We start from the raw sequence: 21,953 nt of genomic DNA, 5'->3' as shown, positions 1-21,953 counted from the left end.
CTTTCTTTTCGGCGTGCGACACTTCTCCCAGCCGCTCCGCTTTCATCCAACACACCGCCAGCGCCAACGTAAAAAACATGCCCTCGCCCATGAGCGATCAGGAAATCCTCAGCATCGTGGACCGCGCCGTGGACGACTTCAACGGCGACCTCGACGACCTCGAGAGTGCCGTCGGCATGCTGATGCTCGGGCGGCACTACGGGTGGCGCGTGATCCTGCTCATTCACAGCCCGACCACGGTGCGCAAGTACCTGAAGATCCTTGGCCTGAAGAACCTGCGGGATGTCCTGCCGGAAGTCGGTGTGCTGGCGCACCGCTCCAACGCCTGGCGCTTGCTCGACGGCACCAAGAACTTCTGGAAAGTCGTGCGTGGCCAGATCAGCGGCGTGAGGTCGCCTCGCGTCGAAAAGACGCCCAGCAAGCCGTCCTGAAACGGCACCGCGAGCGCGGTCCCCTTCCCTTTCGCTGTACTGTCGTAGTCGTCCTGGCAACCACCAGGCGCTGGCGCATACGCACCTCTTCTTCGCTGATACCAGACAAGTCGCGCATTCGACACAAAAAACAGTAGCACTTGACAGTACTACTTCACGCTTCTACATTTCTTCGAAATTGCGAATCGTTCGTATTTCTGGCTTTTCCGTGCAGCTGTACGGGGAACGTCGGGAAGGTCGGCGCTCGCCTTTGAGACGGTGCACAGGCGCCGACCTTTCCCCTCCCATCCGTTTCAACATGAACATGCCATCCAGCCCGCGACGCCACGTCGTGGCCCCCCGCTTCGCCCAGCCATCGATCGTGAAAGCCATCCAGTTGCTGGCCGCCGGGGCGACTGTCGCCATCTGCACGACGCCTGCGTGGTCGCAGAGCGGCGGCTCGCTGCCGCCGGTGACGGTGACCAGTGAAGGCGACCAGGGCTATTCGGCCAAGCGCGCCACCACGGCCACCAAGACCGACACGCTGTTGCGCGACACGCCGCAGTCCATCAGCGTGATCACCGCCGACGAGATGCGCGACCGTGCGGTACAGAGCATTGCGGAAGCCGCGCGCTATGTGCCCGGCGTGGGCTTCGCCCAAGGCGAGGGCAACCGCGAAACACCGATCTTCCGCGGCATCAGCACCACTGGCGACTTCTTCATCGACGGCATCCGCGACGACGTCCAGTACTACCGCGACCTGTACAACATCGAGCGCGTGGAAATCTTCAAGGGCCCCAACGCCATGGTCTTCGGCCGCGGCGCCACCGGCGGGCTGATCAATCGCGTGAGCAAGCAAGCGGAGTGGACGCCCTTCTACGCAGGGTCGGTGACGCTCGGTTCGAACAGCAACCGCCGCCTCACGGTCGACCTGAACCAGCCCATCAACGACCAGCTGTCGTTCCGGCTCAACGGCCTCTACGAAAATTCCAAGAGCTACCGCGACGGCGTCTGGCTGGAGCGCTCGGGCATCAACCCGACCATCAGCTGGCGCCCCAGCGCGAAGACGCTCGTCACGCTGGGCTATGAGCACTTCAAGGACAGCCGCATCGCGGACCGCGGCATCACGTCGTACCGCGGGGTCCCGGTGGTCACCGATCCATCGACCTTCTTCGGCAACGCCGCAGGCAGCCCCACGGGCTCGACGCTCGACGCCTTCAACGCCCTGGTCGAACACGAATTCGACAACGGCGTGCTGCTGCGCAACCGCACGCGCTGGTCCAACCAGGACAAGTTCTATCAGAACGTTTTTCCTGGTGCGGTGAACAACGCAGGCACGAGCGTGGCGCTCAGCGCCTACAACAACGCCACCTCGCGCAAGAGCATCTTCAACCAGACGGACCTGACCTTTTCGCTGAACACCGGCGCGGTGAAGCACAAGCTGCTCGTGGGCGCCGAACTCGGCCAGCAGGACACCGACAACTTCCGCAACACAGGCTTCTTCAACAACACCGCCACCAGCGTGACGGTGCCGCTTGCGTTCCCCACCACCTATGCGCCGGTCGTGTACCGACAGGCCGCGACGGACGCCAACAACAGCGGCAAGGCGACCGTTGCAGCACTCTATGTGCAGGACCAGATCGAACTGAGTCCTCAGTTCCAGGTGATCGCCGGCCTGCGCTATGACCAGTTCAAGGTCGACTTCCGCAACAACCGCAGCGGTGACCGCTTCAAGACCACCGACGACCTCGTCTCCCCGCGCCTGGGCGTGATCTACAAGCCGGTCGAACAGCTTTCGCTGTACGCCAACTACAGCATCGCCTACCAGCCACGCGCAGGCGACCAGCTTTCGTCGCTGAGCCTGAGCACGCAAGCGCTCAAGCCCGAGAAGTTCAAGAACTACGAAATCGGCGCCAAGTGGGACGTGCTGCCCAACCTGGCAGCCACCGCCGCCCTGTACCGCCTGGACCGCTCGAACGTCGTCGTGTTGGACCCGACCGACCCCACCAACACCCGCACCATCCTGAGCGACGGCCAGCGCACGCAAGGCTTCGAGCTGGGCTTGAGCGGCAACATCACGCCGGCATGGAGCGTGGCGGGCGGCTACTCGTACACCGATTCGAAGTTCAAGGCCGACACCTCAGCCACCATCCGTGCGGGAGCCACCGTGGGCCAGGTGCCGAAGCACACCTTCGCGCTGTGGAACCGCTATGACTTCACGCCGATGTGGGGTGCGGGCCTGGGGGTGATTCACCAGACCCGGATGTTCGCGTCGAGCGAGCAGATCGTGACGGCCGCTGCGCCATTCCCGAACGTGGTGCTGCCCGGCTACACCCGCGTGGACGCGGCGCTGTTCTTCACGCTCAGCAAGAAGCTGCAGATGCAGGTGAATGTCGAGAACCTGTTCAACCGCAGGTATTTCCTCAACGCGAACAGCAACACGAACATCACGCCGGGCTCGCCGCGCGCATTCCGTGTTTCGTTGAACGCGAAGTTCTAAGGCACGCGCCGGTGAGCCCTTCGGCTCACCGGCCGGCGCCAACGCGATGGAGGTTCCATTGGCAACTGCTCGTGCTCCTGTAGACCCACGCATCGTCGGGCCGGCAACGCCACCGCCCTATCTCAGCAAGAGGTCGTATGCAAGGCATTCGGCCTTCACCGCCCGCTACGCCCCAAGCCCCCGGGTGCAAAGCCGGCACGACCTGATCGTGCGAATCCTGGTCGATGAAAACGGCGCGAGCCTCAACGCGATCGAGATCAATCAGCGCATCGCAAAGTATCAACCGCCCTTCGCGATGGTGGCCCTCTACAGGGACCTGAAGCAGCTGGCCGCCTCCGGTCGAGTGCATCACGAATGGTCGCTGCGAAACGGGCGGGTGTCCTCGGCCTACAGGTCAATCGACCACCCTGTCGTCAAGGCCCGCCTGGTCTGCAAATCCTGCGAGAAGGCGGTCGAGTTGCACAACGCAGACGCGCTGACCCGGCTTGTAGCGCAAGCCTGCGAGAAGGAAGGCATGGTGCTTTCGGAAGCGCCCGTTGAGTTTCGAGTGCTGTGCCAGCGATGCCAGGCGGCGAAGGACTCCTAGTTCCTTGAGAGCGGATCGTTCCCTTGTGCGCAAGTGATGGGAAGACTTTCCTTGGTACTGCAGCTAGCGCCGCGCCAGAACGTCCGTTTCTGTTTGATGAGTTGCGAGGTCTCGGCCTCCTCGCGTTCGATGCGATAGATTTCAAAGTCCTGGCCACCCAGCAGCACGACCACGTCGGCGGCGTAGTGACCGGTGACGGCGAGCAAGTGCATGACCCGATGCCTCATGTACGCCGGGACGCCGTGAGCCCACAGGGGCACGATGTCCATGCCAACACCATTTCCCTTGGACACCTGCAGGAGAGGTCAACCGGTGGTCGTAGTGCATGGGTAGAGGGCCGTCGTTCCTGGTGGCAGGAATGTGGGCCTACGTGGCCGCGGAGTTTGGCCCCTCCATCACCGCCTGAACGGCGCAGCGCCGCCCCCACTGTCGATTTCCTTTTTCGCCGCAGCCATCGCAGCGAGCACTGCAGACGCTGAACTGCGCGAAACGAAGTCGTCCTTTCGCACCGGCGTGCCACCTTCGATCATGTAGGAGTACTCGAATTGCCCTTCCTGCTCCAGAACCTCAACGTCGACACGCTTCCCCTTGTGCGAAAAACTGTGGTTCATCGTTCCTTCTCTTTTGAACGCCGTAGCGTGAGCCAATCAACTGCTTTAGTTCAATGGCTTGTAGAGCTTGTAGTTTTTTTCGCCAGCAGCGACATTGCCAACCAACTCATAGCCCGTTGGGAAGGTCAGGCCAGCCGATCCTAGAAGGTGACCAAGCTCTTCATGATGTGCGTCGACATCGAGCAGCACCAAGGAGCGCGCCAAACGCGACTTGTCGGCGAAACCCAGCGCCATCTTGCTGTAGGCAAGATAGCCCGGCGTGCCCAGCAGGAAGGTCGGATGCCCAGGCGATCGTCCTCCCATCGCATAAACCAAGCCCGGTAGGTAGCTCACTGCCACGATGTCATCGCCTGGCTTGAAGCCAGCGCGCACCGCCGAAGCCCGCAACTGCTCGATCACCGCGTGCGACTGGCTGTCCAGCTTCATCCAGTGCGAGGGGAATCCCACCTCAGTCAGCACCGTCTGCTGTTGCAGCCCCGTCGAAATCTGCGCTGGCGCCTGGACGCTGCCCTGCACAACCTGGCTGCAAGTCACACCGCCCATTACAGCCATCGCACCAAGCAGCAGTGCCGGCCGAGCGTTGTATCGTGTGATCAGCGCGATGCCGAGCAGGAACACCAGCCCGAACCACGGAACGGCATAGAACGAGATGACGTTGTACAGCGGGTTGGCGGTGCCGACTGACCCTGCAATGGGCAGGCCCAGCAGGAACAGCACCAGACCACGGCATTGCATCGCTGTCGGATCGCAGCGCGGTCGCGCATTGGCAGGCTGCATCGCGAAGAGCGCGTACACAGCGACCAGCAACAGAATCCACGCGCTGTAGAACGACAGGTAGACAGACACGCCGCCAGCGAATGCCGAGGCAGGCAGGCGACTGGCCAGTACATTCGCGCCGACACCCCACGAAAGCACAGCCGCGACTGAGATCACGACCACGGCGACAGTTGACGGACGCAAGATCTTCAGCGTTGCGATGCGCTCGCGTGCAACCCGCGACGCCAGCAATGCAAGGGCGATCAGCACGTGGCATGGCCAGAAGACCAGGAAGGCGGAGAAGCCAAGAGCGAGCAGATCGCGCGGGTAGGCGAAGATTTTTGCGCCCGGCGAGTGCGTGCCGATGGCTTGGTACAACTGCCAGCCATGGGTAAACATCTCCCACTGCCGTACAGGCCCCTGCACCGCGATGAAGTGGAAGCCCGACCACACCACCATCCCAAGGCCCACCGTGAGAAGCAGCCGAACCCTGCGCAAGCGGCCGACGCCGGGCCAATACCAGAGGAGCGCGAACAGGCAGCCCAGCACCAGCAAGGCGGAGGTGAATCGGACGAAGACCCCAGAGCCCAAAGCGAGCCCCGCCACACCGAAGAGAAACGTCGTGCACACGTTGCCCGGCGCCTTCGTCTCGCGCGCCAGAGCCCACATGACACACCCTGCAAACACGTTGAGCGCGACAGCCGTCAAGGTGTAGTAGTTGGGCGTTGCAAAGGCCCATTGGTAGTACAGAATTCCACCGATCTGGATGAACAGAAGCGAGTTCAAGCGCACATGCTGTGTCGCCTTGGCATCGGGGAACATGACGAGCAGCAACTTCTGGAAGCCCGCCCAGAATGCGAGCGCCGACAGCATGATCGCGACGAGACCTGCAAGCCGGAAGAGTTGCGGGTCGTAGCCCACGAGCCTGAAGATCGCGCCGGTGTAGTCGAAGACGGCCGAAACGTTCTGCTCAATCTCGTTGGGATAGCGAGCGGCCAGCAGATAGACGCCCTCATCGGCCAACCCCAACCCTCGGGCGGTGCCCCACACAATCACCGCAGTCGCCCCAGCGAGCATCAGCGCAAGCACAGCTCCAATGCCGCGCGCAGCGAGGCATGCGCCCCGTCTTGTTGTCGTTTCTTTCAGATGCCCCTCGCCCAAAGAGATTTGGCCGCATCCTATCGATCCAAGATGACAGACGGAATCGGGGTGGACCACTAGACAGTGGCGCCAACGCTGGGAGCCCCTGCTTCGTGGACTGCTCCGCGATCTTGCGCATCGAGTCGCCAGCGTGCCGCGTGATAGCCGCGCCGTATGCGCCCTTCATCTGCTGCCTCGCTTTCTTGGCATCGGCATGTTCCTCAACGCGCACGCGGGCAACCTGTCGAGACATCAGTGCTCGTGGTCGGGCGCTCAAGTGCCTCCTGCAACGCCATCGGTTGCGGGGCACTCGATGAGCACTCGTGCCGATGAGCCAGTGACACGCCCATGATCTGCCGCACCCCCTCTGCCGTGAGCGGTTGCAGCAACTGGCCCACGAAACCACTGGCAATGTGGCCGTCGATGCCGATGTCAGACGGCGGCCTGCGCGGGGAGTGAAAGTAGGTGCCGAACAGTTGGTCCCACAGCACGATGTTCTCGCCGTAGTTGCGATTGCCTTCGTCCAGCACCTTGGAGTGATGCCAGCGGTGCAGCGCCGGCGTGCTGAAGATGCGGTCGAGCCAGCCGGTGCGCAGCTCGATGTTGCAGTGGGTCAGCAGGCCGGTGATGACCGTGACAGCCCCGACCCACGCGAACACCGCGAGCGGCGCGCCCAACAGGTACAGCGGAAGCTGGCCGAGCACCGCCTTGAACGCGCTGTCGATCACGTGGAAGCGCCCGGTGTTCAGCACCCACAGCCGCCGCACGCTGTGATGCAGCGCATGAAAACGCCACAGCGGCGACCACTCGTGCGCCGACCGGTGCGCCACGTAGAGGCCAAGCTCGGCGATCACCAGCGCCAGCACCACCTGCGCCCACAGCGGCCAGTGCGTGGGCCAGATGCCGAGCGATATGCGCAGCGACGGCTGGGCCACCGTAGCCACGGCAATGGGAAAGCTCGCGGCCAGCGCCGCCGCGAGTTGCGCCGAGCCCTTGGTGAGCAGGGTGTGGGCCAGGTTGCAGGGTGTCTCGCCGTCATCCGCCAGCCAGCGAGGCTCATGCGGCATCCAGCGCTCGAACACGGCGATGGCCAGCGCCACCGACAGGTACACAAGGTTGAACCACAGCAGCGGCGCCTGGCTGGCAAAGGCCATCCCCGCGCCGAGCAAGCCCAGGCCATAGAGCCCCGGCCACAGCATCCATGACAGTGCGGCGCGCAGCCAATGCCGCCGGTTGTCGCCAGCCGATGTTTTCATGCGAGCACTCAATGAAGAGAAGAAACGGAGCGCTTCGCCGCGTGCAGCGGCAGGCGCATGCGGAACAGCGTGCCGCCCTCGGGACCGTCGTGCACCGAGACCTCGCCACCGTGCAGGCGCACGATCTCCTGCACCAGGCTCAAGCCAAGGCCGGCACCGGGGCCGGTGGCATGCACGCGGTAGAAGGGCTTGAAGACATGCGCGCGCTGCGCTGCGGGAATGCCCGGCCCGTCGTCGATCACGTCGACATTGCCGGCGGCATCGACCCGCACCACCACGCTGCCCTGCCCTCCTGCATGGTCGATCGCGTTCTGCACGAGGTTGGTCAGCGCGCGCACCAGCGCGTCGCGGTCACCTTCCGTTTCGACGCGGGCGGCCTGTGGCTCGAAAGAAATCTCGTAGCCCGCCGCGAGTGCCAGAGGCGCCATCTCCGCGACCACGTCGCGTGCCATCTCCACCAGATCGATGGGTTGCCGCCGGTCCGAATTGCCCTTCATGCGCTGCAGGTCCAGCAGTTGGCCCGCCAGCACCGACAGGCGCGCGGTGTCGGCCAGCAGGCGCTGCCTGTCGGGACTGTCCGGCAGGTTCTCGAGCCGCGTGTTCAAGATGGCGAGCGGCGTGCGCAGTTCGTGCGCGGCATCGGCCAGGAAGCGCTCGTGGCGCGCATGGCCGTCGTCCAGGCGCTGCAGTGCGTCGTTGAAGGCGCCCACCAGTGTCGCGATCTCGCCCGGCACGCCGGACAGCGGCAGCCGCACGCCGCGCTGGTCGGCATCGATCTGGCCGGCGCGCGCCGCGGCGGCGTTGAGTCCGGCCAGGGTCCGCTTCACCACGAAGTGCGTGGCCAGCAGCGTCGCCGCGACGGTGATGGCCATGATCGGCAGCACCAGTTGCACCAGGAGCAGCAACAGCGCAAGACCCAGGTTGCGCCAGGTGACGGGGCTGTCGGGCCCGGTGAGGATCTGCACGTCGCCCGCGGCGGAGTCCACCCAGCGCATGCGCGCGGCCTGCCTCGGCGGATCGCCTATGTTCCAGCCCAGCCGTGCCTGGCGCACCGCGTCGAGCGTGTCGCCGATGCTTGCGAACTCGGGCGGTATCAGGCCTTCCACCACCTGGCCGCCCTGGTGGTCGCGGATGGAGAACCAGAGATGCGGCACGGTTTCGCGCAAGGCAACCAGGCGTTGCGTCGGCCGCATGACGAGCTTGCCGGCGGCATCGCGCGCCACAGCCTCCTGCAGGATCTCGACAGTGTTCTCCGATGAGCTGAAGTCGATCAGGTAGCCCGATGCGGCCAGAGCGCCGATCACCAGCAATTGGATGGCAACCTGCAGCAGCACCAGCTGGCGAATCAGCCGGCGCTTCAGGGTGGGCTGTTGTGCCGGCGGTTTCATGGCGTCTGCCGCAGCAGATAGCCGACGCCGCGGATGCTGCAGATCTCCACGCCGGCGCCGGTGTCCGCGAGCTTCTTGCGCAGGCGCGATACGTGCGTGTCGAGCGCGTTCGACTGGATCTCCGCATCGAAGCCGAACACCGCGCGCTCCAGTGCACCGCGCAGCACGGTGCGGCCCGCGCGGCGCACCAGGGTTTCGAGCGCCAGCAGCTCACGGCGCGGCAGTTCCAGCCGCCTGCCGGCGACGCTGGCTTCGCAATGCGCGAAGTCGAACGACAGCGCGGCAATGTCCAGGGCATCCGCCTGAGTGGCGGCAGGCCGCCGGAGCAGCGCACGAAGGCGGGCCAGCAGTTCCTCGACCGCGAAGGGCTTGCCCAGGTAATCGTCGGCGCCCGCGTCGAGCCCCGCCACGCGATCGTCCAGGGCATCGCGCGCCGTGAGCATCAGCACCGGAACCTGGTTGCCGGCGGCGCGCAGGTTCGACACCAGCGACAGGCCGTCGCCATCAGGCAGCCTGCGGTCGAGCACCAGCGCGTTGTACGGCGTGGCGTCGACATGGCGTGCACCGGCGGCCAGGGTGTCCGCGTGGTCCACCAGCAGGCCGCGCTTGTGCAGCGCGATGCACAGCACCGACGCCATTTCGGGTTCGTCTTCCACAAGCAGGATGCGCACGGTGCATGCCCTTTCAAAAAAAGCCGCGATGCCGGAGCCCGGCGTGCCGCACTTTAGGCAGGCCGCATTGCATCAGTATTGCGTGCGCGGAAACGGTGTCGGCGCCATGTTCGCGCCATGTTCAGGGCAGAAGCTCTTCGGCATCGCCAACGAACGGCGCCCATGCGGCGCAGGGAACAGACGCCATGCGCAGTTTTTTTCATACGGTCGGGCTTGCCGAGGTCGTGGTGCTGGCGCTCGTGATTCTGTTCGCCTCCACGGCGGCGGCGGAAGTGGTCTCGGGCTTCGACGGAGGCGCGCCTGCCTACGATCCCTGCCGCGACGGCCGCAACAGCTACGGCCGGCCCATGAGCTGCGATGAACTTCTGCGGCATCTGGACCGCGAGGAAGAGCAGCGCCGCCTCGACGCACGCGATCGCCCGGCCTACGACCCCTGCCAGGACGGGCGCTACAGCAATGGCCGTCCCATGACCTGCGGCGAACTGCGCGAGCGGCTGGACCGGCGCCGGTGGCGCGAGCACAGGGAATGGAGAGAGTGGCGCCGCGCCGAGCGGCCGCAGTGAACTCGAGAGGCGCCGCTCAGTCGCCCGCCTTGGGCAACGCAAATGCCAGCGTGGCTTCGAGCCCGTCCTCGTCGGCCTCCGTCCTGTCGGCGCGGGGCCGTGTGAGCGACACCGCGATCACATTCAAGCCGCTGCTGCCCAGAACGATCGTCGCGCGCCCCGCGCGGTCGGTCTTGACGCGCGGCCCGGAGACGTTGCCGATGAAGTCGCCGATGACGGCCACGCCCGCCACCGGCTGCCCTTTCGACAGCACCCGGATTGCCAGCCGCTGGCCGCGGCGCAGCGCCATCGGATCGGCCAGCGGCACGATCTCCAGGTCCATGCCCAGCGGCTTGAACGGCATGGCCACCGGCTTGAGCAGGGTCGTGCCGAACTTGATGTAGTAGCCCGCCTTGCGCGCTGCGGGCACTTGGACGCGCGAGCCGCTGACCCACTTTCCATCCGCGCCTTGCGACCAGAAGCCGTCTTCGACCGCCATGGACAAAGCGGCGGCATCGGCGTCAGGCTCGACGACGATATTGCGGGTGCGCGGCTGCAGCTTGACGCCCGTCGCCGCGCCCTGGGCGGTGAACGCCTTCACCGTTTGTACCTGCCGCGCTTCATAGCTTTCGTCGAGGGCGCCCTCGCCCAGGACCAGTGCCAGCTCGCTGGCACGTTGCGTGATCCACACGCCGTGGGCGAATGCGGTGCCGCTGCCGAGGGCAGCCACAAGAAATGCCGCGCGGACGGCGTTCATCGAAACGTGGGACATGTTCATGTGCTTCCCGCTTTCAGAAGTTCACCGTCGTTGCCAGGCGGACGATGCGCGGGTTGCCCTGCGTCACACCGCCGTAGTTGACCGAGCTCCAGTAGCGCCGGTTGGCAACGTTCTCGATCGACAGGCGTATCACCGACGACTTGCCCATCAGCTTCGTCACGTAGGCGGCGCCAAGGTCCCAGCGCGTGAAGCCGGGAACGATCATCGTGTTGGCACGGTCCAGCGGCCTGTTGCCCACGTGGTAGATGCCGGTGTTGAAGGACAGCCCCGGCACCGACGTCAGCCGGTAGTCGAGGAACACATTCGCCTGGAAGCGGGCAACGTTGCTGGGTCGACGGCCCTCGAGCGTTGCGTCGCCGGTGTCGCGCTGTTCGGCATCGAGCCACGACACGCCGGCGATGCCGCTCAGTTGGGGCGTGATCTCGCCATTGGCCGTGAACTCCACACCGCGGTGGCGCTGCCGCCCCTGCTGGCGAAAGATGTTGTCGGAGGGCGTCACGGCCTGCAGCGGCTTGTCCATGTCGAAGGCCGCGGCCGTGACCATCAGGCCGTCGAGCACGCGGCTCTTCACACCGATCTCGTACTGGCGGCTCTTGATGGGGCCGAGCTTCTGCAGGGCATTTTCTGCATAGCTCGGTGCATAGGCGCCCTGCTCGAAGCCTTCGCCGTAAGTGGCGTAGACGGTGGTGCGCTCCGACGGCTTGTACATGGCGCTCAGCGTGGGCACGGTGACGCGCGTCGTGTACTTGGGCGTGCCGTCGTACTTGCTGCCGATGTCGCTGGCATAGCTGATGTGGCGCGCGCCCACCAGCAGTTGCCATTGCGGCGTGAAGCTGAGTGTGTCGCTCACGAACACGCTGCTCTGTCGCGCGGTGCTTGCGGGCAGGTGGGTGTTGTCGGACAGGTAGGGTTGCAGGTAGGGCAGCGGCCGGAAGACGTTGCCGATGAGCTGCGGAAAACGCTGGTAGTCGCCATCGGGCGATTGCAGGCTGGAATAGGAGTAGCCGATGACCGCCTCATGCCCGACCGTTCCCGTCTTGAAGCGGCCTGTCGTGAACACTTGCCCGGCTGCGGTGGGGTACGGCTCGGCTTCGTAGCGCGTGTTGCCCTTCAGCACGTCGCCATTCGGCGCGATCTGCGAGGCATTGAAGAAGAGCGCGTTGCGCTTGCTGCGGCTGAAGCCCAGTTGGGCGGTCAGGTCCCAGTTGCTGTTCAGCGCGTAGTCCAGGCGCGCGCCGATGTTCCAGGCGTCGGTCTTGTACTGGCCCCACGGCTGGCCGACCAGCGTGCGCGGATCGAAGCGCGACGCCGCCAGCACGGTGCCGTCGCTGCGCGGCCCGATCATGCCGCTGGCGGCGAGCGATTTCTTCTGCCAGTCGAAGTCGAGCTGCAGCAGTGCGTCGCGATTGATCTTGATGTCCACGGCGCCGCTCAGGAAGTCGCGCTTCAGGTCGCCGAAATGCGTGAAGTCGCCGACCTTTTCGGTCGCGGCATTGAAGCGGTAGCCCACGGTGCCGCCTTCGTTCAACGGCCCGCCGGCATCGACGGCCGCGTAGCGTCCGCCGTAGCTGCGCACTTCGGCGGTGACGCTTGCAAAGCGCTCACGCGTCGGCCGCTTCACCACGTAATTGACGATGCCGCTGGGCTCGCCCACGCCGTACAGAAAGCCCGACAGGCCCTTGAGCACATCGACGCGCTCCTTGTTCTCCAACGGCACGTCGCTGTAGACGTTGGCCAGCAGGCCGTCGCGCCGCACGTTGTTGAAAGAGTTCGCCGAGAAGCCGCGCACGGCCACGCCATCGAACGACGAGAAGCCCGAAGTCGGCGTGACCGATGGGTCGTTGCGCAGCACGTCGAGCGCCGTGCGGGCGCGCTGGGCCTCGATGGTGTCGACGGTGTAGGAGCCGACGGCGAACGGCAGGTCCTGAAGCGAGCGGATGCCCAGGGCGCCGGCATTGACGTCCTGCACGTCGTAGAGCCGTTCGCGCCGGGCGCTCACGATGACGGGCGCCAGCGCCGGTCCGGTGGCCGCCTCGGCGCCCTGGGGCGTTGGCGCCTGCGCGCCGGCCGCCGTTCCCGTTGCCTTGCGCAGCCGCCAGCCGCCGCTGGCGCCGGGCAGCGCTTCGAGGCCGCTTCCGGCGAGCAGCCTGCCCAGCCCCTCGGGCACGCTGAAGCTGCCTTGCAGGCCGGGGCTTTCGAGGCCCTGCGTCAGCGTCGGGTCAATCGCGATCATCACGTTGGCCTCTCGGCCGAAGCGCCCCAGCACGCTGTCGAGCGAGCCCGCGGCGATGGCGTAGGGCCGGCTCGGGCCCGTCGGCTGGACGGCCGGCGCGGTCTGCGCCCAGGCCGGGCCGATGCCCGCGGCAGCCGCGCCCAATGCCGCGGCGAGGCAACCGGCGCGTGCCAGCGCAGCCGACGGAGAAGGCCTGAAACGTCGTCCGGGCCGTGCGATGAATGCCATGTGAAAAGCTCTCTGTGATCGATGGAAAGAAAGGTCGCACCGCTCTTTGTTTTTCGCGGTACCTGTCTTCGTTGATGCACGAGATTCCGAAACCTGCCACTTTCCGGCAGGTTTTTTTTCAGCATGCCTCGTTGAAGCCTCTTTCCTATCGGGCCGAGACCGTGACCCAGTAGCGGCTCAGGGATGTGCGCCTGACGGGCAGCGTTTCTTCCAGCATGGCGAGCACCGCATCGGTGTCGGCCAGCGGAAAGGACCCGCTCACGAGCACGCCGGCTACCGCGGGGTCGCAGCGCAGCACGCCGCCGCGATAGCGGCCCAGCTCGGCAAGGAAATCGGCCAGCCTCATGCGCTCGACCACCAGGCTGCCGTCAGCCCAGGCCGCGGCGCTTTCGTCCAGACGCGCCGGGGTGCCGACGCTGGCCGCGCCGTAGCGGACACGGCTGCCAGCGGACACGCGGGTGACCTGCGAACGCTCGCCCGCGCTGACGTCCACCGCGCCTTCGAGGACGGTCACTTCGGTGCTTTCGCCAGCGTGGCCACCGAGGCCATCGCCATCGAACTCGCGCACGACGAAGCGCGTACCGATGGGCACGATGCGGCCGTCGCGTCCGAGCACGACGAACGGGCGCTGCGCGGCATCCCTGGCGGTGGTCACCATGATCTCGCCGCCCAGCAGCCGCAGCGTGCGCGTTGACGCGTCGATGCGCACGTCGATCGCCGTGCGCGTGTTCAGCATGACCTGCGTGCCATCGGCCAGCACGACAAGTCGCCGCTCGCCGGCCACGGTGCGGTGGTCGGCGCGCAACGAGGCGATGTCGTGCCGCATCGACCAGGCGGCCCATGCGCCGACACCCAGGCCGGCGACGGCCTTGAGCGCCCACCGGCGTTGCTGGCGGTCCACGCCGCGCAAGGTCGAGCGGGCGATTTGCGGTGCCACGGCGCTGGTGCCTTCGCGCAGATCGCGGCCCAGTCCGCACAGGCGCAGCCACGCGCGCTCGTGGTCTGGGTGCAACTGGCGCCAACAGTCGCAGGCATCGCTGTCGCAGGCCGACGCGCTGCCGGACTGGATCTTCACCAGCCAGGCCAGCGCCTGGTCGACGATGGCGGGATCGATCGGTCGGGGTGCGTCGGCGGCCGGCCGGAACACCAGGCGTTCGACGCGGGTGCCGGATTCAATCCCCATACACGGCGTCGTAGCAGTGGCGGTACGCCTTCACCATCGCCTTCTGCACGACGTTGACGGACACCTCGAGCTGCGAAGCGATCTGCGGGTAGGTCAGGCCGTCGAGTTGCGCCATCAGGAAGATCTCTCGCACGTGCGGCTTGAGGCCGTCGAGCACGCGACTCACCGCTGCCAGGGCCTCGAGCACCAGCAGGCGCGTTTCGGGCGACGGGCTGACGGCTTCAGGAAGATGCGCAATGGCTTCGAGGTACGTGCGCTCCAGGGCGAGGCGGCGGAAATACTGGGCGGCGATACGCCCGGCCACCGTCGTCAGGTAGGCGCGCGGCTCGCGCAGCGGTCCCGCTTCATTGGAAGAAAGGATGCGCGCGAACGTGTCCTGCGCCAGATCGGCCGCGTTGTCCACATTGCCGAGCTTGCGGCGCAGCATGTCCAGCAGCCATGGCTGGTGGTCGCTGTAAAGCGTGTTCACGAGGCGGATGGAAGCTTCGGAAGAGGGCATGAGAACGTGCTGCGCGACCGCCAAACTGATTGCGAATCGTTCTCATTGTAAGCCAATGGTTTCGAAATGCGCAGAAGCTGCTCGAAGCTCCGGCACGGTCACCCTCCCCCTGCACGCCATCTCTGGCAGCGAGCGCTTCGCAGCGAGCTTGCGCGAATTTCCGCCCGCGCAAGCCGCGCGCCATGTGTCGCCCCGCCGCGACAAAGTTCCAAAGTCTTTGCAAACGAACTGTAAAGCTGATCAATACATTGATTGCGAGTCATTATCATTCGTGCTGCGTCGTTAATACATTCGTAACAGTCACCGAACTGTCTTGTACGAGCAATCGGCGCAAAAAAGAAACCGCCTTGGAACGGTTCATTCAGCAATCCGGAGCACCATGACCCACATCAAAAGTCGCAAGCACTCGCCTGCGCGATACTTTTCCAGCCGCACGGCTACCACCGCCGCACTGGTCGCGCTCGGCGCCTCCATGACGGCTCAAGCCCAAAGCACCCTGAACGAAGTTCGCGTCGAAGCCACGACCGACTTCAAGGTCGAGAAGTCCTCCTCACCGAAGTTCACCGCCCCGCTGCTGGACACGCCCAAGTCGGTCACGGTCATTCCCCAGGAAGTCATTCGCCAGACCGGCGCGACCACGCTGGTCGATGCGCTGCGCACCACGCCCGGCATCACCTTCGGCGCCGGCGAAGGCGGCAACCCCGTCGGCGACCGCCCCTTCATTCGCGGCTTCGACTCGCAAAGCGACACCTACGTGGACGGCGTGCGCGATGGCGCCGCGCAGACGCGCGAAATCTTCAACGTCGAATCGGTCGAGGTCGTCAAGGGCCCCAGTTCAGCGTTCGGCGGCCGCGGCTCGGCCGGCGGCTCGGTCAACATCATCAGCAAGGCACCGCAGGCCGAGAACTTCTTCAGCGGCAGCATCGGCCTGGGCACCGATTCCTACCAGCGCCAGACGCTGGACATCAACCGCAAGCTCTCCGACAGCGTCGCGGCCCGCCTGAACGTGATGAACTTCAAGTCGGACGTCGCCGGCCGCGGTCCGGTCAACGTCAAGCGCTGGGGCGTGGCACCGAGCGTGACCATCGGCATGGGCACGCCGACCCAGGTCACGCTGAGCTACTACCACTACGAATCGGACGACCTGCCCGACTCGGGCATCCCGTACAACAACCCGTTCAGCTCCGGCGTCAACCAGTTGCTCAACGGTGACGGCCAGCCCATCGTGGTGCCGCGTGGCACCTACTACGGCGTGGTCAATCGCGACTTCCAGCGCACCAAGGTCGATGCCGGCACGGTCGACGTGAAGCACGACTTCGGCGGTGGCCTGGTGCTGCGCAACGTCACGCGCTCCAGCAAGTCGACCAACGACTACATCTGGACGCAGCCGGACGACAGCCGCGGCAACTTCCTGCTGAACGGTACCGTCTGGCGCCGGCCCAACAGCCGCGTGTCCGACTCCGAATCGCTGGTCAACCAGACCAGCCTGGCGGGCAAGTTCGAAACCGCCGGCATCAAGCACAGCTTTGTCGCCGGCCTCGAACTCGGCAAGGAAGCCACCACCAAGGCCAGCTACCTGTTCCAGCAGAACGCCAAGACAGGCTTCGAGAGCTATCCGCGCGCCACCGTCGCCGGAGCACCGGCCGGCGCACTCAACTGCGCGGTGGGCTCGGGCATTCGCAGCGACTTCAATTGCACCTCGGCCTTTGCGCCGACGCCGTACGACCCGTGGACGGGCAGCATCACGCCCTCCCCTGCCGTGACCAGCGTGAAGACGCGGACCACCTCGCTCTACGCGTTCGACACGATCGAATTCAACCCGCAGTGGTCGCTGAACCTCGGCCTGCGCTGGGACGACTACAAGACCAGCGCGCTCACGCCCGCGTACTTCACGCCGATCGCCACCACGGCAGCCGTGCCGAGCCTGGCGCCCACCGGCTCGACCAGCCTGGCGGTGCCGGTGCGCGGCCTCGTGCCCAGCATCGAACTGGCGAACAAGGCATCGTTCGTGAACTACCAGGTCGGCCTGGTCTACAAGCCGGCGCCCAACGGCAGCATCTACGTGTCGTACGGCACCTCGTCGACGCCGCCCGGCACCGACGGTGGCGACGGCGCGGACGGCATCTCCGCCGCCATCCGCAACCTGAAGCCGCAAGACAGCCGCAGCTTCGAGGTCGGCACCAAGTGGGAAGTGCTGGACCGCCGCCTGGTCCTGACCTCGGCGATCTTCCGCACGGACATGAACAATGCCCGCACCACCGCCGCCGACGGCACGACGCAGAACATCGGCAAGAAGCGCGTGGAAGGCATCGAGTTCGGCGCGGCCGGCAGCATCACGCGCGACTGGCAGGTCTTCGGCGGCTTCACGCACCTGAACGCCAAGGTCACGGACAACGGCTACACGGCCACCGGCGCCCCGTCGCCGTTCAACGGCAACTTCTTCCCGAACACGCCGAAGAACAGCGCAACGCTCTGGACCACCTACACCGTCATGCCGGGCCTGACGATCGGCGGCGGCGCGACGTACATGGGCAAGCAGTACGGCAACGTCAACAACACCAAGTGGATCCCGTCGTACGTGAAGTACGACGCCATGGTGAGCTATGTGGTCAACAAGAACTTCAGCCTGCAACTGAACATCCAGAACCTGACCAACAAGTACTACTTCGACAAGGCGTACGCGTCGCACTACGCGACCGTGGGCGCCGGCCGCTCGGCTTCGTTGACGGGCAGCTTCACGTTCTGACGCCGCACCGGGCATCGCACCATCGCGATGCCCTTCGACGGCTTGTGCAGTACCCGCCTCGGCGGGTATTTTTTCGTCCCGGCGGCGCAAGCGCATTGCCATCGCAGGGCCTGGTCCGTTTCAGTTGCCCTGCCCAGCCAACAGCGACTCGCCCTTCCGGATCGCCTCGTCCTCGCTGGACACGAACGCCACCGTGAAGCCGAAAGCCTTGCTTGCGGTGGCTGCCGCCAGCCGCATTGGCGCAGGGGTGGACTTGTCCCCTTCGAGAACGATCATGCCCCGGCACAACACGCGCATCTGGTCCTTGACCCTCTTGAAGAAGAGCGCCTTCTGCTTTCGCTCCCCGGGCGTCTCGTCGTGGTGATCGTCCTGCGAGTGGTCGGTGATCAGCACGAACCGCTGCCCTTTGTCGAGGAGTTGCTGAAGCTGCTCCTCCACGGAAATATTGGATTGCCCCTGCGTCCTGAGAAACACGAGCGGTGAACGTGATGCATCGATCAGCATTGCCGACTTCCTGATGAGAAAAAGCGATGGAAAGGTGTGTGGCGGCGAGCTGTCCGTGGACAGTTGCTCGCCCCTTTTCCAGCATCTCACCGGCGTGGATTCAGCGCTTCTGCGTACACGCCAAGTTGTAGCGCGCAGCCGCCACCCCGGTCGCTTGCGTCCGTCCCACAGGCATGGCAACTGGTCCGTATCATGAACACACCAGCGCCCCACATCAGCGCCAAACCATCTGCAGGAGACTCCGCCCATGCCCATGTTCGTCGACACCTCCCCGCCTGGACAGTGCATCTTCTGCCGGCTGGTGGCGGGCGACATTCCCGCCGCGCGCGTGCATGAAGACGAACTGACCATCGCCTTCATGGACATCGGCCAGGTCAACCCTGGCCACGTGCTGGTGGCCACCAGGCGGCATGCGGCCACGTTCTTCGACATCACGCCTGAGGAAGCCGCCGCCGTGGCGCAGACGGCGCAGGAAGTGGCGCGCGCGGTGCGCGACACCTTCGATCCTCCGGGCCTCACGCTGTTCCAGGCCAATGGCCGCGAGGGCGACCAGACCGTGTTTCACTTTCACATGCACGTGGTGCCGCGCCACGCGAACGACGGCATCGCGCTCACCTGGCCACGCAAGGAGCCTGCGGCGGATGTGCTGCAAGGCTATGCGCAGCGCCTGCGCGCGGCCATGTCGGCGACCTGAGGCAAGGCCCCGATGGCGCCCTGTGGCGCCCTGTCGAGGTCATTCGCCATCCACGAAGCGCCCTTCCATCCGTGCGCCCTTTGAACAGGCTAGGTACGGCAAACGGTCTAGACTCTGGCTCCCAACGGAGCCCCGCATGATCGTGCTATCTCGCCTGCAAAAAGAACAAGCCCTACGGGCAGCCGGGGTCGCGATGCGCCCTTACCCCACGTCGCCTGCCGATTCGGGGAACGTGGAAGACCAGCGCGCGGCGGACCTGGCGCTGCTGCAGGCGGGCACGGCGTGGGAACACGAACTGGAGCGGCTCTACCTGCAACTCGTCACCCGCCAGGAAGACGCCGCGCCAAGCGAGGCCGCACTGGCGTTCGCGGACCTGTGCAAGCGCGAGGGATTGACGGCCGCGCTCGAGCAGCTCAACCGGCGCGTCACCCATCGCTACACGGCGGTGTATCGCCTCGAAGGCGAACTGCTGCGCAACGTCGCGCTCGCGGACAAGGCAGGTGAAACCCGCCCCGAATACCTCATGGAAGTCCCGATCGGCACGAGCTTCTGCCAGTTCGTTCTTCGCGATGGCATGTTCCTGACCAGCAACTCCGGCAACGACGACCGGCTGAACGGCCACCCGTACAAGGGGGTGATGGTCGCCTATCACGGCGTGCCGGTCCCTGGAGAAAACGGTTCCCTGCTGGGCACGCTATGCCATTTCGATGTGCAGGAGCAGCCTTTGAGCGACGTGGAGTTCGCGCACCTGAAGGCCATCGCCCAGGTGATTCCGCCCTACCTGAAGTAGCGCGCGAAAGCCTCAGTCGGCGTCGCCCACGCCGCTCTCTTCGGTCATTGCGACCGGGTCTTCGTCTTCTTCGCGAGGGCCCACCTTCAGGTCGTCCGACAACCCTCGCAGCACGACATAGCCGGCCTGCAGGGCATCCACATAGGTGGCAAAGCCGGTGGCCGCTTCCATGAGCGGCTCGAACTCCATGGAGTTGTCGAACGACTCCAGCAGCACCCAGAAATAGTCCCCGGCATCGTGTTGCTCGACAGTCAGGGCGATAGAGATAAGTTGACCAGCCATCCGCGCATGGTGGCCGCCTCGCGTTACAGGCTCAAGAAAGAGCCGTGACGCAACACTCGGCAAAAAATTACGCGCTGATGGGCTCTGCGCCTTCATCGGTTGGGCCGCATTCAGCCATGATGACCGCATGCACACCGCGCATCCACGGCCGCTCTTTCCGTCCAGATGGCACGCGGCTGCGCTCGTGTACACGGTCACCGGCGTGGCCTGCCTGCTGGCCTGCATCGCCGCACCGGAAAGCGAAGCGGCGATGGTGCTCGCCATCCTCGGCGGGCTTCCGTGGTCGCTGGGCTTGTTGACGCTCGACCTGGCGCCGGGTGTCGCGCAAACAGCCCTGCTGGTGCTGACAGGCGGCTGGGCCGTCAACGCCGCGGTGCTCTGGTGGGTCGCCTTGCGCCGACGCGGCACCCGCTAGCCGAACGGCACGGCGCCTTCGAAGCGCATCCGCGGCTTCGGGCCGGCGACGCCAGTTCAATGCGATCATTTCGCCATTCCGCGCGTCCTGCGCCGCACCTTCATTCCCAAAGAACCAAGGCTCTTTTTCATGCCCACTGAATCGCAAGTCAACGCGCCGCTGATCGGCGTTCCCGGCGGCCGCCAGCTGCTCGACACGCCCGCCCTCCTGATCGACCTGCCCGCGATGACGCGCAACATCGAACGCATGGCCGCCTTCGCCAAGGCGCGCGGCATCGGGCTGCGCCCGCACGTGAAGACGCACAAGTCGGTAGAGATCGCGCGGCGCCAGGTGGCGGCCGGTGCGATCGGCGTGAGCTGCGTCACGCTGGGCGAAGCGGAAATCATGGTCGAAGGCGGCATCCCCGGCGTGCTGATCACCTCGCCGGCCGTCACGCCGAGCAAGATCGCGCGGCTGGTGAAGCTCGCGCAGCGCGCCCGCCCCGGCGACGTGATGGTGGTGGTCGACCACCCGCGCAACCTGGCCGACCTGGCGCAGGCCGCCGGCGCGCTGTCGCATCCGCTCGACGTGCTGGTCGACTACGGCGCCGGCTACAACCGCACCGGTGCCGCCACCCAGGCACAGGTGCTCGAACTGGTGGCGCTGGTGATGGCCGAGCCCCGCCTTCGGTTGCGCGGCCTGCAGGCCTATGCGGGCAACCTGCAGCACATCGTCGAGCGCGACAAGCGTAGCGCGGCGGCAGCGGGCCTGCGCGAGACGGTGGCGGGCATCGTCGCCGCCGCCAAGGCGCAAGGCATCGACTTCGAGATCGTCACCGGCGCCGGCACCGGCACGCACGACCTCGACTCGCAGGAGAACGCATTCACCGAACTGCAGGCCGGCTCGTATGTGTTCATGGACGCCGAATATTCGCGCGTGCTCGCCAACGGCGACCAGCCCTCGCCCTTCGAGGTTTCGCTGCGGGTGCAGACGGCCGTGGTCAGCACCAACGCCGCGGACTGGGTAACGGTCGATGGCGGCAGCAAGTGCTTTTCGACCGACGCGGGCGTGCCGCTGGTGGCGGATGGCGTCGATCCCGCGAGCCGCTACGCCTTCTTCGGCGACGAGCACGGCAAGCTGATGCTGCCGACGGGGCCGCGGCCCGCGCTTGGCGCACGCGTCGAGTTCGTCACGCCGCATTGCGACCCGACGGTCAACCTGCACGACAGCTACCACGTGGTCGAGGGCGACACGCTGGTCGCGATCTGGCCGGTGGACGCGCGCGGCAAGCGATAGGTGGCGGGCCGCGCCACGCGCATGCGTCGCGCGGCATAAGAAAACTCGAAAAGCGTATTTCACAAGGCAGGCGCCTCGGGGGCACAGTCGGCGCCTGTCCCTCTTTTTTCGGGCGGCTCTTCAGCTGCCCGGTTTCCATGGCATCCATTCAAGACACGCCTGATGTCGCAGCGCCTGCTGCAAGGCCGCGTCCTCTTACGGCCCCGGCCCCGGCGCCCCTGGCCCCCTTCTCCTCGCAGCAGCTCGCCGAGCGTTTTCGTCCGGTCTTCCATCGCATCGCCGAACACGCCGCGCAGCGCGAGAACGATCGCGAGCTGGCCTATGAGCCCGTTGCCTGGCTCAACGCCGAACGCTTCGGCGCACTGCGCGTGCCAGCCCGGTACGGCGGGCTCGGTGCCTCGGTCGAGCAGCTGTACGACCTGCTCATCGAACTCGGCGAGGCCGACTCCAACCTGCCGCAGATATT

General features: G+C 65.8%; 21 protein-coding genes and 1 pseudogene. 10 read left to right on the top strand and 12 right to left on the bottom strand.

Annotation, left to right across the window (positions count from 1 at the left end):
- The first annotated feature begins 89 nt into the window (after positions 1-89).
- The 3 genes from DBV14_RS04660 (at position 90) to DBV14_RS04650 (ending at position 3,496) form a co-directional block, all read left to right on the top strand.
- A complete protein-coding gene (locus tag DBV14_RS04660) occupies positions 90-431 on the top strand; it encodes a hypothetical protein (RefSeq protein ID WP_124458037.1) in 342 nt (113 codons plus the stop codon).
- 298 nt (positions 432-729) lie between these two features.
- Positions 730-2,910 (top strand): TonB-dependent siderophore receptor, encoded by a 2,181-nt coding sequence (locus tag DBV14_RS04655; RefSeq protein ID WP_124458036.1) that lies wholly within the window; start codon positions 730-732, stop codon positions 2,908-2,910.
- Between the two features lie 208 nt (positions 2,911-3,118).
- Positions 3,119-3,496, top strand: coding sequence for a transcriptional repressor (locus DBV14_RS04650; RefSeq protein ID WP_185545921.1), 378 nt, complete (start codon positions 3,119-3,121; stop codon positions 3,494-3,496).
- Here DBV14_RS04650 and DBV14_RS04645 read toward each other — a convergent pair.
- The 6 genes from DBV14_RS04645 to DBV14_RS04620 all read right to left on the bottom strand — a co-directional run bounded on the left by DBV14_RS04645 (position 3,493) and on the right by DBV14_RS04620 (position 9,318).
- Positions 3,493-3,765 carry a hypothetical protein gene (locus DBV14_RS04645; RefSeq protein ID WP_124458034.1) on the bottom strand — a complete coding sequence of 91 codons (273 nt, stop codon included), beginning with the start codon at positions 3,763-3,765 and terminating at the stop codon, positions 3,493-3,495. The genes DBV14_RS04650 and DBV14_RS04645 overlap by 4 nt on opposite strands.
- A gap of 126 nt (positions 3,766-3,891) precedes the next feature.
- Positions 3,892-4,107, bottom strand: coding sequence for a hypothetical protein (locus DBV14_RS04640; RefSeq protein ID WP_124458033.1), 216 nt, complete (start codon positions 4,105-4,107; stop codon positions 3,892-3,894).
- A 45-nt stretch (positions 4,108-4,152) separates the two neighbouring features.
- A complete protein-coding gene (locus DBV14_RS04635) occupies positions 4,153-5,952 on the bottom strand; it encodes a hypothetical protein (RefSeq protein WP_124458032.1) in 1,800 nt (599 codons plus the stop codon).
- 272 nt (positions 5,953-6,224) lie between these two features.
- On the bottom strand, positions 6,225-7,259 hold the full coding sequence (locus DBV14_RS04630) for a sterol desaturase family protein (protein ID WP_124458031.1): 1,035 nt from the start codon (positions 7,257-7,259) through the stop codon (positions 6,225-6,227).
- Positions 7,260-7,267: 8 nt separating this feature from the next.
- Positions 7,268-8,647, bottom strand: coding sequence for a sensor histidine kinase KdpD (locus tag DBV14_RS04625; RefSeq protein ID WP_124458030.1), 1,380 nt, complete (start codon positions 8,645-8,647; stop codon positions 7,268-7,270).
- Entirely contained in the window at positions 8,644-9,318 is a 675-nt protein-coding gene (locus tag DBV14_RS04620; protein ID WP_124458029.1) for a response regulator transcription factor, read from the bottom strand. Before DBV14_RS04620 ends, DBV14_RS04625 begins: the two co-directional genes overlap by 4 nt.
- Before the next feature lie 185 nt (positions 9,319-9,503).
- On the opposite strand from DBV14_RS04620, the gene DBV14_RS04615 reads away from it, so the two are divergent.
- The gene (locus DBV14_RS04615; RefSeq protein ID WP_124458028.1) at positions 9,504-9,881 is read left to right on the top strand and encodes a hypothetical protein; all 378 of its coding nucleotides are present in this window, start codon (positions 9,504-9,506) and stop codon (positions 9,879-9,881) included.
- A gap of 16 nt (positions 9,882-9,897) precedes the next feature.
- Here the strand turns inward: DBV14_RS04615 and DBV14_RS04610 are convergent, their stop codons facing one another.
- The 4 genes from DBV14_RS04610 to DBV14_RS04595 form a co-directional block, all read right to left on the bottom strand.
- Entirely contained in the window at positions 9,898-10,617 is a 720-nt protein-coding gene (locus DBV14_RS04610) for a DUF4198 domain-containing protein (protein ID WP_221621873.1), read from the bottom strand.
- Positions 10,618-10,651: 34 nt separating this feature from the next.
- A complete protein-coding gene (locus DBV14_RS04605; protein ID WP_124458026.1) occupies positions 10,652-13,099 on the bottom strand; it encodes a TonB-dependent receptor in 2,448 nt (815 codons plus the stop codon).
- Positions 13,100-13,244: 145 nt separating this feature from the next.
- The gene (locus DBV14_RS04600; protein ID WP_124458025.1) at positions 13,245-14,282 is read right to left on the bottom strand and encodes a FecR domain-containing protein; all 1,038 of its coding nucleotides are present in this window, start codon (positions 14,280-14,282) and stop codon (positions 13,245-13,247) included.
- Positions 14,272-14,781 (bottom strand): sigma-70 family RNA polymerase sigma factor, encoded by a 510-nt coding sequence (locus DBV14_RS04595; protein ID WP_124458024.1) that lies wholly within the window; start codon positions 14,779-14,781, stop codon positions 14,272-14,274. The genes DBV14_RS04600 and DBV14_RS04595 overlap by 11 nt, the downstream gene beginning before the upstream one ends.
- Positions 14,782-15,160: 379 nt before the next feature.
- Between DBV14_RS04595 and DBV14_RS04590 the strand changes: the two genes are divergently transcribed.
- Entirely contained in the window at positions 15,161-17,527 is a 2,367-nt protein-coding gene (locus DBV14_RS04590) for a TonB-dependent siderophore receptor (RefSeq protein WP_124458023.1), read from the top strand.
- 120 nt (positions 17,528-17,647) lie between these two features.
- Here DBV14_RS04590 and DBV14_RS04585 read toward each other — a convergent pair whose 3' ends face one another.
- Positions 17,648-18,031 carry a hypothetical protein gene (locus DBV14_RS04585; protein WP_124458022.1) on the bottom strand — a complete coding sequence of 128 codons (384 nt, stop codon included), beginning with the start codon at positions 18,029-18,031 and terminating at the stop codon, positions 17,648-17,650.
- Positions 18,032-18,278: 247 nt separating this feature from the next.
- Here DBV14_RS04585 and DBV14_RS04580 point away from each other — a divergent pair, with 247 nt between their 5' ends.
- Together DBV14_RS04580 and DBV14_RS04575 are read left to right on the top strand one after the other, a co-directional pair.
- Positions 18,279-18,725, top strand: coding sequence for an HIT family protein (locus DBV14_RS04580; protein ID WP_124458021.1), 447 nt, complete (start codon positions 18,279-18,281; stop codon positions 18,723-18,725).
- A 136-nt stretch (positions 18,726-18,861) separates the two neighbouring features.
- Positions 18,862-19,515 carry a hypothetical protein gene (locus DBV14_RS04575; RefSeq protein ID WP_124458020.1) on the top strand — a complete coding sequence of 218 codons (654 nt, stop codon included), beginning with the start codon at positions 18,862-18,864 and terminating at the stop codon, positions 19,513-19,515.
- A 12-nt stretch (positions 19,516-19,527) separates the two neighbouring features.
- On the opposite strand, the gene DBV14_RS04570 is transcribed toward DBV14_RS04575, so the two are convergent.
- Positions 19,528-19,797, bottom strand: coding sequence for a hypothetical protein (locus tag DBV14_RS04570; RefSeq protein WP_124458019.1), 270 nt, complete (start codon positions 19,795-19,797; stop codon positions 19,528-19,530).
- Positions 19,798-19,924: 127 nt separating this feature from the next.
- On the opposite strand from DBV14_RS04570, the gene DBV14_RS04565 reads away from it, so the two are divergent.
- From DBV14_RS04565 to DBV14_RS33755, 3 genes and pseudogenes are all read left to right on the top strand, one after another.
- Complete coding sequence (locus tag DBV14_RS04565) at positions 19,925-20,212, top strand: hypothetical protein (RefSeq protein WP_124458018.1); 288 nt, start codon at positions 19,925-19,927, stop codon at positions 20,210-20,212.
- 129 nt (positions 20,213-20,341) lie between these two features.
- Positions 20,342-21,487: a DSD1 family PLP-dependent enzyme gene (locus DBV14_RS04560; protein WP_124458017.1), complete on the top strand. Its 1,146-nt coding sequence runs from the start codon at positions 20,342-20,344 to the stop codon at positions 21,485-21,487.
- 137 nt (positions 21,488-21,624) lie between these two features.
- Positions 21,625-21,953 (top strand): annotated as a pseudogene (locus DBV14_RS33755) (hypothetical protein); the annotation flags it as partial.

The organism is Variovorax sp. KBW07 (genome assembly GCF_003852515.1).
Taxonomy (GTDB): Bacteria; Pseudomonadota; Gammaproteobacteria; order Burkholderiales; family Burkholderiaceae_C; genus Variovorax.
This window is presented reverse-complemented; position numbering and strand designations above follow the sequence as displayed.